Origin of the sequence: Streptomyces sp. NBC_00075 (genome assembly GCF_045041225.1) — a bacterium.
GTDB lineage: Bacteria > Actinomycetota > Actinomycetes > Streptomycetales > Streptomycetaceae > Streptomyces > Streptomyces adonidis.
In genome coordinates this window covers 210,436-226,287 of sequence record NZ_CP108243.1, presented here as the reverse complement: position 1 = coordinate 226,287, position 15,852 = coordinate 210,436, and the positions used below count along the sequence as shown (strand labels likewise).

Annotated in this window: 14 protein-coding genes; 6 read left to right on the top strand and 8 right to left on the bottom strand. The window is 70.7% G+C overall.

Translation table 11 applies throughout. The features are described 5' to 3' along the window. Positions 1–11: 11 nt before the first annotated feature. A complete protein-coding gene (locus OG787_RS01025) occupies positions 12–2,489 on the top strand; it encodes a carbohydrate binding domain-containing protein (RefSeq protein WP_405533990.1) in 2,478 nt (825 codons plus the stop codon). A gap of 74 nt (positions 2,490–2,563) precedes the next feature. Here OG787_RS01025 and OG787_RS01020 read toward each other — a convergent pair whose 3' ends face one another. From OG787_RS01020 to OG787_RS01005, 4 genes are all read right to left on the bottom strand, one after another. After that, on the bottom strand, positions 2,564–2,833 hold the full coding sequence (locus OG787_RS01020; protein WP_405533989.1) for a PTS transporter subunit EIIB: 270 nt from the start codon (positions 2,831–2,833) through the stop codon (positions 2,564–2,566). Continuing rightward, positions 2,820–3,689 (bottom strand): PRD domain-containing protein, encoded by an 870-nt coding sequence (locus tag OG787_RS01015; RefSeq protein WP_405533988.1) that lies wholly within the window; start codon positions 3,687–3,689, stop codon positions 2,820–2,822. The genes OG787_RS01020 and OG787_RS01015 overlap by 14 nt, the downstream gene beginning before the upstream one ends. A 78-nt stretch (positions 3,690–3,767) precedes the next feature. Continuing rightward, on the bottom strand, positions 3,768–5,210 hold the full coding sequence (locus tag OG787_RS01010) for a glycoside hydrolase family 1 protein (protein WP_405533987.1): 1,443 nt from the start codon (positions 5,208–5,210) through the stop codon (positions 3,768–3,770). A 12-nt stretch (positions 5,211–5,222) separates the two neighbouring features. Continuing rightward, on the bottom strand, positions 5,223–7,118 hold the full coding sequence (locus OG787_RS01005) for a beta-glucoside-specific PTS transporter subunit IIABC (protein ID WP_405533986.1): 1,896 nt from the start codon (positions 7,116–7,118) through the stop codon (positions 5,223–5,225). Between the two features lie 426 nt (positions 7,119–7,544). Between OG787_RS01005 and OG787_RS01000 the strand changes: the two genes are divergently transcribed. The 5 genes from OG787_RS01000 to OG787_RS00980 all read left to right on the top strand — a co-directional run bounded on the left by OG787_RS01000 (position 7,545) and on the right by OG787_RS00980 (position 11,918). Beyond that, on the top strand, positions 7,545–8,564 hold the full coding sequence (locus OG787_RS01000; protein WP_369033395.1) for a Gfo/Idh/MocA family protein: 1,020 nt from the start codon (positions 7,545–7,547) through the stop codon (positions 8,562–8,564). Further along, a complete protein-coding gene (locus tag OG787_RS00995) occupies positions 8,561–9,172 on the top strand; it encodes a histidine phosphatase family protein (protein ID WP_405533985.1) in 612 nt (203 codons plus the stop codon). The genes OG787_RS01000 and OG787_RS00995 overlap by 4 nt, the downstream gene beginning before the upstream one ends. Before the next feature lie 89 nt (positions 9,173–9,261). Continuing rightward, complete coding sequence (locus OG787_RS00990) at positions 9,262–9,531, top strand: HPr family phosphocarrier protein (RefSeq protein WP_369033397.1); 270 nt, start codon at positions 9,262–9,264, stop codon at positions 9,529–9,531. Then, on the top strand, positions 9,531–11,306 hold the full coding sequence (locus OG787_RS00985; RefSeq protein WP_405533984.1) for a phosphoenolpyruvate--protein phosphotransferase: 1,776 nt from the start codon (positions 9,531–9,533) through the stop codon (positions 11,304–11,306). The genes OG787_RS00990 and OG787_RS00985 overlap by 1 nt, the downstream gene beginning before the upstream one ends. An 84-nt stretch (positions 11,307–11,390) precedes the next feature. Then, positions 11,391–11,918, top strand: coding sequence for a GbsR/MarR family transcriptional regulator (locus OG787_RS00980; RefSeq protein WP_405533983.1), 528 nt, complete (start codon positions 11,391–11,393; stop codon positions 11,916–11,918). Here OG787_RS00980 and OG787_RS00975 read toward each other — a convergent pair. The 4 genes from OG787_RS00975 to OG787_RS00960 are packed head-to-tail and all read right to left on the bottom strand — an operon-like array spanning position 11,915 to position 15,814. Then, entirely contained in the window at positions 11,915–12,721 is an 807-nt protein-coding gene (locus tag OG787_RS00975; RefSeq protein WP_405533982.1) for an ABC transporter ATP-binding protein, read from the bottom strand. The two genes, OG787_RS00980 and OG787_RS00975, sit on opposite strands and share 4 nt — an antisense overlap. After that, positions 12,718–13,773, bottom strand: a complete 1,056-nt coding sequence (locus OG787_RS00970; protein WP_405533981.1) for a FecCD family ABC transporter permease — start codon at positions 13,771–13,773, stop codon at positions 12,718–12,720. Before OG787_RS00970 ends, OG787_RS00975 begins: the two co-directional genes overlap by 4 nt. Next, positions 13,770–14,765, bottom strand: a complete 996-nt coding sequence (locus OG787_RS00965) for a FecCD family ABC transporter permease (protein WP_369033401.1) — start codon at positions 14,763–14,765, stop codon at positions 13,770–13,772. The genes OG787_RS00970 and OG787_RS00965 overlap by 4 nt, the downstream gene beginning before the upstream one ends. Further along, positions 14,762–15,814, bottom strand: a complete 1,053-nt coding sequence (locus tag OG787_RS00960) for an iron-siderophore ABC transporter substrate-binding protein (protein WP_405533980.1) — start codon at positions 15,812–15,814, stop codon at positions 14,762–14,764. The genes OG787_RS00965 and OG787_RS00960 overlap by 4 nt, the downstream gene beginning before the upstream one ends. Between the last annotated feature and the right edge of the window lie 38 nt (positions 15,815–15,852).

The window sequence follows — 15,852 nt, the reverse complement described above, 5'->3', positions numbered from 1 at the left end:
GGAGCGTCGCAATGAAGCGTCGCAGATCGGACCGCCCGGGCGTCCGTGCGTCCCGCATCCTCACCCTGCTCGCCACACTGGCGGGCGCCCTTCTCATCCCTGCCCAGACCGCCCTGGCCGCGAGCACCACCTACTACGTGAACTGTTCGGCCGCCACCAACGGGACCGGCACCCAGGCCAGCCCCTGGAACTCGGTCAGCGGCGTCAACAGCACCACCTTCACCGCGGGCGACAGCATCCTCTTCGCCGCCGGCACGACCTGTACCGGCCAGCTCGCCCCCGGCGGCTCGGGCGCCTCCGGCAGCCCCATCACCATGGGTTCGTACGGGACCGGCACGAAGCCGGTCATCGACGCGGCCGGAGCCACCGGCCCCGTCATCCACCTCCTGAACCAGCAGTACTGGGAGATCGGCGGCCTGGAACTCACCAACGGCGCCGCCTCGCCCGCCTACCGCTCCGGCGTCCTCGCCGAGAACAGCTCGGGCGGCGTCCTGCACCACATCCGGGTGCACGACATGTACATCCACAACATCAGCGGCTACTCGGGCGGCTGGTACGCCACCAACGCGGGTGTCGGCGTCCAGACCAACCACACCACCCCGGTCTCCACCTGGGACGACGTGCTGGTCGAGGACAACACCTTCGACCACGTCGACCGTATCGCCGTCGCCGTCACCCCGGACGGGGACGGCCAGGGCACCGGCCAGACCACGAACACCGTCATCCGCGACAACACGATCACCTACAGCGGCGCCGACGACATCCTCGTCGTCAAGAACGACGGCGCCCTCATCGAGGGCAACAAGGCCGGTTACGGCGGTGCGAAGGAGAACTGTCCGCCCTCCGGCCAGTACTGCAACCAGGCCTCGGCCGGTATCTGGATGTCCGGCAGCAACGACACCGTCGTCCAGAACAACGAGGTCTACTGCCATGTCGACGGCGCCGACGGCACCGGCTTCGACGTGGACTGGGGCAACCACAACACCACGTTCCAGTACAACTACAGCCACCAGAACCTCGGCGGCTTCATGTTGATCATGCCGCCGTTCACCATCGCCAACGAGCCCACCTCGACCGTCCCCAGCGACGGCACGGTGATCCGCTACAACATCAGCGAGAACGACGGCACCAACGCGGGCTGCCCCGCCGCCGGCACCCCGACCCACGGCACGGGCGTCTTCCACCTAGTCGGCAACGTCCCCAACAAGAGCGGCAGTTCGGTCGCCGTCCCGCTCATCTACAACAACAGCATCTACGTCAACAAGAGCGGCCTGAACACCCCGATCCTGTACTCACGCAGGGGATCGAGCGTCACCGGCACCCTCTCCTTCCGCAACAACGCGGTCTTCAACTACGGCACCGGCGGCTACTTCACCACCAGCTCCGGCTCCGTCTACTCCAACAACCTCTTCTACGGCGCCCACCCGTCCTCCGAGCCCACCGACTCGGCGAAGGTCGTGACCGACCCGCAGTTCCGCAACCCCGGCGGCGCGGACACCTCCTCCTCGTACACGGGCGAGAACGCCTACCAGGTCTACCCGTCCTCCCCGGTGATCCGAGCCGGCGCGGTCATCAGTGACAACGGCGGCCTGGACGCCTTCGGCAACGCGGTCTCCGCGACGGCGGCGCCCAACATCGGCGCCTACAACGGCACCGGCGGCAACCTCGTCGCCAACGCCGGCTTCGAGTCGGGGGCGCTGAGCCCCTGGACGAACAGTGGAGCGGCCCCGTCCGTCACCGCGGCCAACGCCCGCACCGGAAGCTACGCGCTGACCACCCAGGCCAGCGGCAGCGGCGCCAACCGGGCCCTGACCGGCCTCAGCCCCAACACCACGTACCTGCTGACCGGTTGGGGCAAGGTGGCCACCGCCGGCGAGACCCTCGCCATCGGCGTCAAGAGCTACGGCGGCACGGAGACGTTCACCAACGTGGCGACGACGTCGTACACCCAGGCGGCGGTCCTGTTCACCACCGGCTCCTCCAACACCACGGCCACGGTCTACTGCTGGAAGAACTCCGGCGGTAGCGGCGCGGGCTACTGCGACGACATCGCGGTGGAGGCCCTCTCGTCCGCCACCAACGCGGTCACCAACCCGGGCTTCGAGACAGCCGCGTTGACCCCCTGGACCCAGAGCACGGGTACGGCGTCCAGCGTGGTCGCGTCCAACGCCCGCAGCGGTACGTACTCCCTCCAGACCGGGGTCAGTGCCAGCGGCGCCATCCAGACGGTGAGCGGTCTCACCTCCAGCGGCACCTACCTGCTGGCCGCGTGGGCCAAGGTCGCCACCGCCGGTGAGGAGGTGGCGGTCGGCGTGAAGAGCTTCGGCGGCACGGAGACGTATCTGCGGGGCTCGACGACGTCCTACGCCCAGCAGCCCATCTTCTTCACCACGGGCGCCGCCGTCACCTCGGCCGCGACCTACTGCTACAAGAACTCCGGCGCCGCGGCCGGATACTGCGACGACTACACCCTGATCAAGCTCTCCTGACGACACCCGATCCATCGGAAGGGCACCCGCGACGGGCGGGCCGGGGACACCCGGCCCGCCCGTCGCGCATTCCTTCAGGGAGCGCCGGTGTCGCCGACCTCGTCGCTGAGTTCCGCGAACAGCCGGAAGAGGTCACGTCGGGGCGCGACGTGCAGCTCGTCCGCCTGCCACACGGCGAAGGCGACCAGGGGATGCGCCCGGAGGGCATCGAGGTCGGCGGCCGCCGGATCGAGCAGCACGAACCGGAGGCGGACGAAGCAGTGCGTCAGCCGGGTGACGTTCTCCCGGCCGCCGACGCCACGAAGGATCGCGCCCGCGTCCTGCTCGCCGCTAGGCGCCGGCATGGGTGCCCTCCGTCGTGTCGGACTGGCCGTGTCCCGTCAGGCGACTGACGTGCAGCGCGAGATAGAGGATCTCCTCCCGGCCCACCTCCCGGTCGAAAAGCTCCTCCATCCGGTGCGCCAGCCGCTCGGCGCAGGCGTATTCGAGGGGCCTGGCGGTCCTGACCGCCTCGCCGATCTGGTCACCGACCTCCGGGGACTGCTTGCCGTCCCGGGCACGCAGGAAGAGGTAGCGCAGATGGGTGACGAACCGCGCCGCCGCGAGGGAGCGCTGGTCGATCGTGACGCCGAAGTCCTCACCTATCGTCTCCAGCGCGACCCGCAGCCACTGCGTCATCTGCACGGTCGCCGCGATGTCGCCCGAGCCGATCTGGGCGTTGACGAAGTGCAGGGCGAGGGGCAGGGCCTCGGTCTCGTCCATCCGTACGCCGAGCCGCCGCTCGATGATGTCCAGGGCCACCGTGCCCATCTCGGCCTCCGCCGGATAGAGGTTCTCGATCTCCCACTTCAGCGGGTACTCGATCGAGGCTCCGGCGCGGGCCCGGGCGAGCGCGAAGTGGACGTGGTCGGCCAGCGGCAGCAGAACGTGTTCGCTGATCTTCTCGCCGAGCCGGGCCCGTGCGGCGGCGACGACCTCTTCCATGACCGCGATCTCTTCGAGGGGTATCTCGGCGGCCAGGGCGGCGAGGCGCTCGGCGGGCATCGCCTGGGCCACGAACTGACGCTCGACGCGGTCGGCGTCCACCGCGTCCCCGGGCCTGACCTGGAAACCGAGCCCTCGACCCAGGAACACGGTTTCGGCGCCGTGCTCGTCGACGCCCAGTACGACGTTGTTGTTGAAGATCTTCTTGACGCGCATCGTTGCGTGAGTCCTTACTGGCCAGGCCCAGGAGCAGGATAGCCGCGCTCCTGGGCCTCGCCGGGAGCATGGCGGGGACTACGGTCTCCCGTCGCCCCGCAGCAGGCTGGCGCCCTGACTGCGGATGACGTCGGCGTACCAGGCGAAGGACTTCTTCCGGTGGCGGGCCAGGGTGCCGCTGCCGTCGTCGGCACGGTCGACGTAGACGAACCCGTAGCGCTTGCTCATCTGGGCGGTGCTGGCGCTGACGAGGTCGATGCAGCCCCAGGTGGTGTAGCCGAGGACGTCGACACCGTCGGCGATCGCCTCGCCGACCTGGACCAGATGGTCGTTGAGGTAGGCGATGCGGTAGTCGTCCTCGACCGTGGGCCGGCCGTCCACCTCGATCAGTTCGTCCCTGGCCCCGAGGCCGTTCTCGACGATGAACAGGGGCTTCTGCCACCGGTCCCAGAACTGGTTCAGCACGATGCGCAGACCCGTCGGGTCGATCTGCCACCCCCACTCGCTGGCCTGGAGCGTCGGGTTCGGCACGCCGCCCATGATGTTGCCCTCGCCCGCCTTGCGCAGCTCGGGGTCGGCGGTCTCGCAGATGCTCATGTAGTAGCTGAAGGACACGAAGTCGACGGTGTGGGTGAGGAGTTCGCGGTCCTCGTCGGTGATGTCGAGTTCGATGCCGTTCTCGCGCAGATGACGCAGCGCGTATCCCGGGTAGGCGCCCCGCACGTGGACGTCGCCGAACATGAGGTTGGCGTGGTCGGCGTGCATCACGGCGAGGGCGTCGGAGGGGGCGGGCGTGAGCGGGTACAGGGGCATGGCGATCACCATGCAGCCCACCTTCGCGTCCGGCGCCTTCTCACGGGCGATCTTGGTGGCCAGCGCGCTCGCCACGAGTTCGTGGTGGACGGCCTGGAAGAGGTCCTGCCGGGACAGTTCCTCCTTCGGCGTCGGGATCGCGCCGCTCATGAAGGGCACGTGCAGCACCGAGTTGATCTCGTTGAAGGTCAGCCAGTACTTGACGCGACTGCCGTAGCGGTCGAACAGGACGCGGACGTACCGCTCGTAGAAGCCGATCAGCTCGCGGCTCGCCCAGCCGTTGTACTTCTCCGCGAGCGCCAGCGGGGTCTCGTAGTGGGAGATCGTGACGAGCGGTTCGATCCCGTGCTTCTCCAGCTCGTCGAGGACGCGGTCGTAGAAGGCCAGGCCTTCCTCGTTGGGCAGTTCGTCGTCGCCGTTCGGGAAGATACGGCTCCAGGCGATGGAGAACCGGAAGACCTTGAAGCCCATCTCGGCGAAGAGGGCGATGTCCTCGGCGTAGCGGTGGTAGAAGTCGATGCCCTCCAGCTTGAGGTTGTCGGGCGTGGGGTGCTCGGTGCGGGAGCCCACGATGCCGCGGGGCAGGACGTCCTGGATGGAGACGCCCTTGCCGTCCGTGTCGTGGGCGCCCTCGATCTGGTTGGCGGCCGTCGCGCCGCCCCACAGGAAGCTTGCCGGGAAGGGGCGGGGGGTGGTGGGGTCGGTCATGGGTCTCTCTCCTCAGCCGATCAGGTCGAGTGCGGCGTGCCGGGCCTGTACGTCACCGGTGGCGGTGGGCACGACCGAGGTGTGGCTGCCCGGGTCGGTCACGATCAGCACGGTGATGGGGTTGTAGCCCTCGTCCTTCACCACCTGAAGGTCGACATCGGTGAGCAGATCACCGGCGTTCACCCGCTGTCCCTGGGTGACGGCGGGGGTGAAGCCCCTGCCTTGCAGTTCGACGGTGTTCAGGCCGATGTGCACGAGCACTTCCACGCCGGCGTCGCTGCGGATGCCGAAGGCGTGCGGCATCGCGCTGACGAGGGTGCCCGAGACGGGCGCGTACACCTTGCCCTCGCTGGGGACCACCGCCAGGCCGGAGCCCATCGCCCCGGAGGCGAACACCTGGTCGGGAACCTCGTCGAGCGGTACGACCTTCCCCGCGACCGGTATCTGGAGCGTCGCCACCACGTCCTCGACCGCCGCCTTCTCGACCGCCGCGTCCGGGGTGCCGGTGGCGGTACCGCCCGCCGTGGGCAGGTCCTTGAATCCGAGGACCATCGTCAGGGCGAAGGCGATGGCCATGGCGATCGCGCAGCCGATCAGCTGGAGGGCGAAGTTGCCGACGCCCAGGGCGGCGGTCAGGGTGATGGCGCCGGGCAGGACGAACCCCTCGACGGCTGAACCACCCGCCGCCGCGACAGCACCGCCGACCGCACCGCCGACGCAGGCGAAGACGAACGGACGCTTGAGGCGCAGCGTGACACCGTAGATCGCCGGCTCGGTGATGCCCGCGAGGAAGGCGGAGACGGCGGCCGGGCCGGCCACGAGCTTGAGGTCGCGGTCACGGGTCCTGAGGAACACCGCGAACGTCGCGGCCGCCTGGGCCAGCACCGGGGCGAACAGCGCCGCCGTCAGTTCGGAGTGCCCCGTGGTCGCCAGCTGCTGGGCGATGATCGGTACGAAGGCCCAGTGGACGCCGAAGAGGACGAAGACCTGCCAGAGCCCGCCGAGCACACCGCCGGCCGCCCAGGGAGCCAGCCCCCAGAGATGGTCGACGCCGGACGCGAGGCCGTCGCCGATCCAGGTAGAGGCCGGTCCGATGGCGAGGAACGTGACGGGTACGACGACCGCGATCGTGACCAGCGGAGTCACGAAGTTGCGGACCACGTCCGGTGTCACCCGCTCCACCAGACGCTCCACGTGCGACTGGAAGTACACCGCCAGAATGGTCGGGATGACGGCGGACAGATAGGTGACCATCACGACCGGGATGCCGAGGAAGGTGAGCTTCCCGCCTCCCTGGTCGAATGCCTGGAGCGTCAGAGTCGTGCCGTCCGGGCCGGGCATGACGGCGATGGTGGCGGAGTAGACCAGGGAGCCGGCGACGGCGATCGCCGTGAACTGGTTCGCCCTGAACCGCTTGGCGGCGGTGACGGCCAGCAGGATCGGCAGGAACTGGAAGGTGGCGTCGGCGGCCGTGAACCAGATCGCGTACGTCGACGTGGTGCCGAAGTCCGGGCTGATCTTCACGGCGACCGCGAGGAACGCCTTGAGGAGGCCGACGCCCGCCAGGACCCACAGGAACGGGGTGAAGATGCTGGTGACGAGGTCGATCGTCCGGGCGAGCAGGCCACCGGACGAGCTGGTGCCGCCCCCTTCCACCCCTTGGGCGAGGGCCTCCGCGTAGACCCGGTCGACCGTGTTGCCGATGACGACCTGGAACTGGCCGCCCGCCTCGACGACCGTGATGACACCGCGGGTGGACTCCACGGCGGCCTTGTCCGCCTTGGCCGGGTCGACGAGAACGAAACGCAGCCGGGTCGCGCAGTGGGTGAGGGACCTGACGTTTTCCTTGCCGCCGACGCCCTTCAGGACGTCCTCGGCGATCGATGCGTACTTGCTTGCAGTTGTCACGGCTCCTCCTCGAGCCCCGCTGTCCCGGACCTGCCTGCCCGGAATCGGGCAACAAAAAAACCCAAGCCGCGGCCCAATTGCCATTCCGGGGAACGGCGGGTCTCAGCTTGGGTTTTGCCTGTGGTCCAGTAACAATCCCAGCTTTGGTGCGACACCTGGAGGTGTCTTGGGGCGAGACAGTAGACGCCGGGTTTATCCGTGTCCAGACATCCTGCACGACCTTTTTCCCCGGAGGGGGTTGTATACGGTGTGGCGGTGATCCCGTTGACGCGCGGACCGACTCGCGGCTACGGTGCGAGGCACGGATTGTGACCGGCGTGAGCCGGGCAAGACCTGGGACGAGTTGCCGAGAGGCAGACGCTCCCGGGTCTTTTTTTGTGCGGTCACGCCAATCGGCGGCGACCGAACGACAGCGGGGAGTGGCGAATGCGAACGCGTGAAGTCCAGTGGGGGATCCTCGGCGCGGGCAAGATCGCCCGTGTCTTTGCCGAGGACCTCACCGCCGCCGGACTCCGTGTGTCGGCGGTCGCGGCGCGCGACCCCGCCCGTGCGGCACGGTTCGCGGAGGAGACCGGCATCCCGCGGTCCCACGGGTCCTACCGGGCCCTCGTCGAGGATCCGGACGTCGACGTCGTGTACGTGGCGACGCCCCAGCCCTTCCACGCCGAGCAGGCGCTGCTCGCGATCGAGGCGGGCAATGCGGTGCTCGTCGAGAAGTCGTTCACGTCCGACGCCCCCTCGGCCCGGCGGCTCGTGGACGCGGCCCGCGCCCGGTCGGTGTTCCTGATGGAGGCGATGTGGACCCGGTTCCTGCCCACCTTTGCCGAGGTGCGCGCCGAGCTGGCCCGAGGTTCGCTCGGCGACCTCAGAAGCGTCGTCACCCACCACTTCCAGAAGCTGGACGACTCACCCACCGGCCGGCACCACGACCCGGCGCTCGGCGGCGGCGCCGTCGCGGACCTGGGCGTGTACGGGATCTCGTGCGCCTTCCACCTCCTGGGCGCACCGCACCGGATCACCGTCACGGGCTCTGCGACGCCGAGCGGTGTCGACACGAGCGCGTCGGTCCTGATGAGGCACGGCGGGGGAACGACGTCCACCACTGTCACCAGCATGGACACCCCCGGCCCGAACACCGCCGCCGTGATCGGCACGGAGGGCTGGATCGAGCTGGACCCCTACTGGTTCACCTCGACGGGTTTCACGCGGTACGACGCGGGCCGTCCCGGCAGCCCCGTACGCCGCTACGACCCGCCCGCTCTGCCCGGACGCGGCATGCACTTCCAGGCTCTCGAAGTGGAACGCTGCCTGCGCGAGAGCGAGTTGGAGAGCCCGCTCATGCCGCTGGACGAGAGTGTCGCGGTGATGGACGCCCTGGACGAGATCCGCAGTCAGGTGGTCGCCCCCGCCGCACCGGCGGACGCGCCGTCGGCAGGCCTGCGATGAGACTGCATCTCGTACGGCACGCGCGCACCGAGTACAACGTCGCCGGCCGTCTCCAGGGCTGGTGCGACTCACCCCTGACACCCGGCGGCCTCAAACAACTGCGGGCCACCGCCGACCACTTGGCCGGCGTCGAGCTGACGGCGGCCTGGGCCAGCCCCTCCGGGCGGACGACGGCCACCGCGCGGGAGATCCTCCGGCATCACGACGGACTGCGGCTGCGCGCGGACGACGGACTGCGGGAGTACGCGTTCGGCGCGCTGGACGGACAGCCCGAGAGCGAGCTGTTCGGCGAGGTCGACCCCCGAGAATTCTTTGCAGATGTGATCAGCGGGAGGCGTCCCGGGCTGCCCGGCGGGGAACCGGCCGCGCACTACGTCGCCCGTGTCGCCGACGCCTTCGAACAGATCGTGCGCGCCCATCCGGACGGTGAGGTCCTGGTCGTCAGTCACGGCATCACGCTGGTCACCTACCTGACACTCGTCGGGTTCACCGGAGTCGTCCCGCTCGCCAATTGCAGTGTGTCGACCGTCGAGATCACCGGGTCCCGGGCCGAGGTCGTCGACGTGGGGTTCGTACCCCCTGTGTCCGTCGACCGGATCGCCCTTTGACCGTTTTCCCTTTACCCCCTCTCAGCGCCGTGAATTGGGCGGCGCTGGTGTGCCTTGCCGAAACGACAACCCCCCTCAAGGAGTGGGAAATGCCTGAGCGCCACGCCACCGTTCTGTGCTCGCAGGGGCTGCACGCCCGGCCCGCGGCCGCCTTCGCCCGCGCGGCGGCGGAGACCAGCCATCGCATCACCGTCCGCAGGACGGACGGGAACCCGGTCTCGGGGAGCAGCACGCTCATGCTGATGAGCCTGGGCCTCAAGGAGGGCGAGCAGGTAGTCCTCGCCTCCGACGACGAGACGGCCGGGCCCGCACTCGACCACCTCGCGGCCCTGCTCGCCACCGAACTCGACGGACAGTGATGGCCACCGCGAACGAGACCCGGATCCGGTCCCGGACGGTGTCCGGACTCGGAGTCGGACGCTCGGCCGCCGTCGCACCGCTCGCCCTCGTACGGCCGGTGCCCGCCATCCCTGCGCACGCGCAACCCCTGCGCGATCCGTCGGACGCCCCCGAGGCGCTCGCCCTGGCCCGGCGGGCCCTGGCCGAGGTGGCCGCCGAACTCGACGAACGGGCCGCCACCGCACCGGGCGCACTCGGCGACGTACTCCGTTCCACGTCCGACATGGCGACGGATCCCGAACTGGCCGACCGGGTACGCGCCCTGATCGAGGAGGGGCAGGGCCCGGCCCTCGCCGTCGACGGAGCCGTCGCCGAGGTCGTCGCGCTGCTCACCGCGGCCGGGGGCCTGTTCGCGGAGCGCTCGACCGACCTGAGGAGCGTGCGCGATCACGCGGTCGCCCGGATCCTCGGGCTGCCCGCTCCCGGACTGCCCGAGCTGCGGGAGCCGTCCGTCGTCTGCGCCGTCGACCTCTCGCCCGCCGACACCGCCTCCCTGGACCTGACGAAGGTGGCCGCCCTGGTCACGGAGTCGGGCGGGCCCACCGGGCACACGGCGATCATCGCCCGCCAGCTCGGCATACCGTGCGTCGTACGGGCGTCCGGCGCGACGCTGATTCCCGAGGGAACGGTCGTCGCCGTCGACGCCGCGAACGGCACCGTCACCGTCGATCCCGACGAGGCCCTGGTCGACTCCCTCCGCGCCCGGGCGGAGAACGAGCGCGCGCTCGCCGACGACACCGCCCCCGGCGCGACCGCCGACGGCCGGCCGGTCGCGCTGCTCGCCAACGTCGGCACCGTCCACGACATCGAGCAGCTCGGCCCCTCGGCGGCCGAAGGGGTGGGGCTTTTCCGTACCGAGGTGCTCTTCCTCGACGCCGTCCAGGCACCGTCGCGCGAGCGGCAGACCCCGGTGTACGCGCGCGCCCTCGCCTCGACGCAGGGTGCCAGGACAGTGGTCCGCACCCTCGACGCCGGCTCCGACAAACCCCTCGCGTTCGCCACCCAGGACGACCAGGAGGAAGAGGAGAACCCGGCGCTCGGGGTACGCGGCTACCGGCTCGTCCGTACGCTGCCCGAACTCCTCGAAGAGCAGCTCGCGGCCCTGGGCGAGGCCACCCGCGCGCTGCCGCCGGCGGACCGCCCCAGTGTCTGGGCGATGGCTCCGATGATCTCCACCCCCGACGAGGCCCGCACCTTCGCCCGCCTCGCCCGCGCCCACGGCGTGCAGACCGTCGGAGCGATGATCGAGGTACCGGCCGCCGCGCTCCGGGCCTCCTCGATCCTCGCCGAGGTGGACTTCGTCTCCATCGGCACCAACGACCTCGCCCAGTACACGATGGCGGCCGACCGCCTCAGCGGCGGACTGGCGGATCTGCTGGACCCCTGGCAGCCCGCCGTGCTGGACCTCGTCGCGGCGACCGCCCGCGCCGGGACGGCCGCGCGCAAGCCGGTCGGGGTGTGCGGGGAATCGGCGTCCGACCCCCTCATGGCCCTGGCCCTCACGGGAATGGGCGTGACCAGCCTCTCGATGTCCGCACCGGCGCTGCCCGCGGTACGTCATGCCCTCCGCCGCCACACCCTCGCCCGGTGCCGGGCGATCGCCGAGGCGGCCCTGTCCGCACCGACCGCCGCAGAGGCCCGCCGGGCGGCTCTCGCCCTCGCCGACCCGGAGGTGGCGACGCTGCTCGGGCTCGGTGTGTCAGAGTCCGGCCGGGGAGGGCTTCGGTGCCCGTGACGGCCGGGGGGCCGTCCGACGTTTGCCCCGTCGTGGCATGTTCCCTAGGCTCCCCGGAAGATCATGCGCCGGGGAGGCAGAGCAGTGGAACCGCAGGACGGCGGGCCGAAGGGCGAGATGGACGAGCGGGCCGGGGAGAGGTTCCCGGACTGGTTCATCGAGAGCTTCGCGGACTACTGGCAGAGCATGGGATCCTCGCGCATCGAAGGACGGATCGCCGCGTATCTCATGGTCAGCGACGCGGCCGAGGGCGTGTCGGCGGAGGAGCTGGCCGAGGTGGCCGGAGCCAGCCGCGGTTCGGTGTCGACGTACACCCGCAGTCTCATCGCGGCGGGATTCGTCCGCCGGGTGCGGCGCCCCGACGACCGTGCCCACTACTACGTCATGGACGAGGACGTCTGGGGCGGCTTCCTGGACAAGGAGCAGGGCTATCTCCGCAGCCAGCGCGACCTCGCCGCACGGGCGCTGGCCGGGACCGTCCCCGGCGGCCCCGCCCACCAGCGCATCCGCAACATGCGCGACTACCTGGGCTGGCTCCTTGAGGTACAGCAACTGCCCGCCGCCTGGCGCAGGTACAAGGCGGAGCGGGACGACCAGGAGGGGGAGGGTTAGGCGCCCCGCGTGTGGTGCCTGCCCACGGGCAGGACCAGTGGGGCGCCCGACACCGGGTCGTCGATGACCTCGGCGCGCAGGCCGAACACGTCCGCGACGGTCCGCGGGGTCACCACCTCGGTCGCGGCGCCCGTCGCGTACAGGGCGCCGTCCTTCACGGCGACGAGGTGATCGGCGTACCGGGCGGCGAGGTTGAGGTCGTGCAGGACCATGACGACGGTCGTGCCCCGGTCGCGGTTGAGGTCGGTGAGCAGGTCCAGGACCTCCACCTGGTGGGTGACGTCGAGGTAGGTGGTCGGTTCGTCGAGCAGCAGGACGTCGGTCTCCTGGGCGAGGGCGGTCGCGATCCACACCCGCTGGCGCTGTCCGCCGGAGAGTTCGTCGACGGGACGGTCGGCGAGGTCCAGTACGCCCGTCGCCGTCATGGCGCGTGCCACCGCCTCGTCGTCGGCCGGGGTCCAGCGGCCCAGCAGTCCGTGGTACGGGGTGCGGCCACGCGCCACCAGGTCGGCCACCGCGATGCCCTCGGGCGCCGTGGGGGACTGGGGCAACAGGCCCAGCGCGCGGGCCACTTGACGAGTGGGCGTGCGGTGGATGTCCTTGCCGTCGAGCAGCACCGACCCGCGCTCGGGGGCCAGCAGCCGGGCCATCCCGCGCAGTAGCGTGGACTTGCCGCAGGCGTTCGCGCCGACGATCACGGTCACCGCGCCCGGCGGGATCCGCAGGTCGAGGCCGTCGACGACGATCCGTCCGGCGTAACCGAAGCGGGCCGCCTCGACGGTGAGGGTACGGGTGGCGCTCACAGGACTCCTTCACCGCGAGAGGTACGACGGGAGCGGGCCAGCAGCCACAGCAGCCAGGGCGCGCCCAGGGCTCCGGTGACGACACCGACGGGGAAGCGGGTGTCGAAGGCGAACTGGCCGATGAGGTCGGCGGCCAGGACGAGGACCGCGCCGGTGAGCGCGGCGGGCAGCAGCGGTGAGCCGTTGCCGCCGGTCAGCCGCTGGGCGACCGGCCCGGAGAGAAAGGCGACGAAGGCGATGGGGCCGGTCGCCGCGGTGGCGAGCGCGGTCAGCCCGACCGCGCCGAGCACGAGGGTCAGCCGTACGGTCTCCACCCGGGTGCCGAGCGCGCGGGCGCTGTCGTCACCGAGCTGAAGCGCCGTCAGCGGGCGCTCCAGAGCCAGCAGTACGGCCGACAGCGGCACCACTCCTGCGGTCAGCGGGCCCACTCCGTCCCAGAACGCCGAGCCGAGGCTCCCGGTCAGCCAGCGCATCGCCTCCTGCACGTCCCAGGCCGGCGCCCGCAGCAGCAGATACGAGGTCACGCTGTTGAGGAGCGCGCCCATCCCGATGCCGACGAGCACGAGCCGTGCGCCGAGCACCCCTTGACGGTAGGTCAGCAGGTAGATGACGAGCGCGACGGCGATGCCCGCCGGTACGGCGACGAGGAACACCGGCGTGCCGCCGAGCCCCAGCACGATGATCGCGAAGACGGCCGCGGCACTCGCCCCCGACGTGATGCCGATGACGTCGGGACTGGCCAGCATGTTCCGCAGCAGCGTCTGGAAGGTCGCCCCCGCCAGCCCGAACGCGAACCCGACAAGCAGCCCGGTGAGCGCCCGAGGCAACCGCAGCCGCCCCACGGTGAAGGAGGCGCCGGGCACGGTCTCACCGAGGACGACGCGCAGGGCGTCGTAGGGGGAGTAGACGGTGTGACCGACGCACAGGCTGATGACGAACAGTGCGGCAAGCACCGTGACCAAGCAGGCGATCACCACTCGTCTACGGCGGACCCGGCGCCGTCGGCCGCGACGGATCACCTCGACCCCGGTGGCCCCGACGGTCTCGCTCACAGCTCACGCACCTTCTGCCGTCGGGCGACGGCGATGAACACCGGCGCCCCGATGACCGCCGTCACGATGCCGACCTCCATGTCCTCGGGCCGGGCCACCAGACGGCCCGTCACATCTGCGAGGGTCACCAAGGCCGCCCCGATGAGGGCGGACAGCGGCAGGACCCAGCGGTTGTCGGGGCCGGTCAGCAGCCGGACCAGGTGCGGGACGACCAGCCCGACGAAGCCGATCGGGCCCGCCGCCGCGGTCGCGGCCCCGCACAGCAGGACCGCCCCGAGGGCCGCCAACAGGCGGGTACGGGCGACGTGTTGACCCAGACCGGTGGCCAGGTCGTCGCCGAGCGCGAGCGCGTTGAGGCCGCGCGCGGACGCCAGGCTGAGCACGAAACCGACGCCGAGCAACGGCAGTACCTGGAGGATGCCGTCCGCCGACGCGCCGCCCACCCCGCCGATCTGCCAGAACCGGAAGGTGTCCACCACGTCGAGACGGGGCAGCAGCACCGCGCTGACCAGCGAGGACAACGCCGCCGTGACCATCGTCCCGACGAGCGCCAGCTTCACCGGCGTCGCACCGCCCCGCCCACGCGAGCCGATGACGTACACGAGCACGGCCGCCGCACCCGCCCCGGCGACCGCCAGCCACATGTACTGCGCGGGCGTGCTGATGCCGAGGTACGCGATGCCGCAGACGACCGCCAGCGCGGCACCGGCATTGACGCCGAGGATCCCCGGGTCGGCCAGCGGATTGCGGGTCAGGCTCTGCATCACCGCGCCGGCCGTGCCCAGCGCCGCGCCGACCAGCAGCGCGAGCCCCGTACGGGGGACACGCTGCCGGACGGCGGCCCGGGCGAGGGAACCGTCGTCGCCGTGCACGAGGGCGGCCAGCGCGTCGCCGGGGGAGACCGTCCGGGCGCCGAACATGACGGACAGCACGGCGGCCACGGCGACCAGCAGCACACAGGCCGGCAGCCACAGCGACGAGCGTGTTCTCACGTGAGGTCGGCCGCCGCGTCGGCGAGCAGACCCGCGTACTCGTCGGTCGTGGCCGGGATGGTGAGCGCGGTGGGCGGGGAGAGTGCGGCGGCCAGCTCGGAGTTGTCCTCCAGGACGACGACGGCGCCCTTCGCGATCGCCGGGATCTTTCCGAGCAGCGGGTCCTTCTGGAGCCTGCCCAGGAGCTTGTCGTCGCCGTAGGTCACGAAGATGTCGACATCGTCGAAGACGTCGGCCTTCTCCGCGCTGATGGTGGCGTACAACTCCTCGGTCTTCGCGGACAGGTCCGTCAGGCTGTCCGGGTACTTCATGCCGAGGTCGACGGAGAACTGGTTCCGGGCGTCGTGGGTCGTGTAGTAGCCGACGGTGCTGAAGTCCTTGGGGTCGATGTAGCCGACCAGCGCGGTACGGCCCGCGATCGTGGGGTGGTTCGCGGCCGCCTCGTCGATCGACTTCTCCAGGCTCGCGACGAGCGCGTCGCCCTCCGAGGCGAGGCCCAGCGCCTCGGCGTCGAGCCGGACGGTGTCCCGCCAGGTCGTGCCGTACGCGGTGTCGGGGTAGGAGACGGTCGGGGCGATCTCGCTGAGGGTGGTGTAGTCGGCCTTGGACAGGCCGGAGTGGGCGGCGAGGATCACGTCCGGGCGGGTGTCGGCTATCGCCTCGAAGTCCAGGCCGTCGGACTCGTCGAACAACGCGGGCGTGTCGGCCTTCAGTTCCGTCAGCTTCTTCGTGGTCCACGACAGCACGCCGTCGCCGTCCTGGTCGCCGTACGTCTGCTTCGGGATGCCGACCGGGACGACCCCGAGGGCGAGTGCGGCGTCGTGGTTGCTCCACACGATCGTGGCGACGCGCGTCGGCTTCTTCTCGATCACCGTCGTACCGAAGGCGTGCTTGATGCTCACGGGGAACGCGGCGGCGGACGCCGAGGAGGAGGCCTCCGGCGAACCGGCGGAGTCGGAATCGGAGTCGGAGTCCGCACAGCCGGTCAGTACGAGCAGGGCGGAGGCCGCGCAGGCGGCCAGGGTTCTTCCGAGGGAGGGGACTCTCATGACGCCATCCAGGAGGTGCGAGTGGCCGCTGAGCGGCG